Consider the following 686-nt stretch of genomic DNA (forward strand, 5'->3'; position numbering starts at 1 on the left):
CGTCTGCAGCGGGTGTGTCGATGCGCCGGATCGGCTCTCCGGAGCGGCTGTCGTACACCAGGATGAAGTGGCCTGTGCCGGTCGGCGCTGTTTCTGAACCGAAGCGGTTTCCGCCGATCGCGACCCACGGTCGCTTCGGATGCAGCGCCACGCCGTACACCCGACCGGCATCGGCGTGCCCGACCGGCGGGCGCAGCACGCGCTGCAGCTTGCCGGTCGACAGCGTCCACAGGCGCGCGGTCTTGTCGTCTGCACCGGTGACGACGAGGTCGCGCCTGTCATCGACAGCCAGCCGCCGAACGGCACCTGCATGACCTTCCAACTCGACTTGCAGGAAGCCGGCCTGCCCTGCGTCAGCCGCGCTCGGCGTAGCAGGCTGCGCGATGGCGGCCATGCTGATGAACCACAGCGCACCGAGCAGGCCGAAGGCTCGGCCCGGTGCCGCCCGTCGGCTATTGCCCTGTGCGTCCATTGAGCAACCCAGCGATCGAGGCGACGGTCGATGCGGCAGCGGCCGCCCACGCGCCAATGCGTTTCATCTGCCGAATCTGAACGGCGGCAGGCTGGTCGTCGGCACTGCAGGGCAGGAACCAGCGCTGGATCCAGTGGTCTGCTGGTTCGGAAGTGGGCGATTCGCTCCAGCGCATCGCCTGCGCTGCAAAGACGCCGCCCAGCATGGCCAGTGC

At 68.7% G+C, this 686-nt stretch carries 2 protein-coding genes; both read right to left on the minus strand.

All coding sequences use genetic code 11. The features are described from left to right. The coding region (locus tag AC1D12_RS34705; RefSeq protein WP_477845585.1) for a WD40 repeat domain-containing protein at positions 1–472 on the minus strand (472 nt) is incomplete at its 3' end. After that, on the minus strand, positions 453–686 hold a 234-nt coding region (locus AC1D12_RS34710; protein ID WP_477845586.1), incomplete at its 5' end, for a hypothetical protein. The genes AC1D12_RS34705 and AC1D12_RS34710, both read right to left, overlap by 20 nt.

Source organism: Rhizobacter sp. P1_G5 (genome assembly GCF_056405435.1).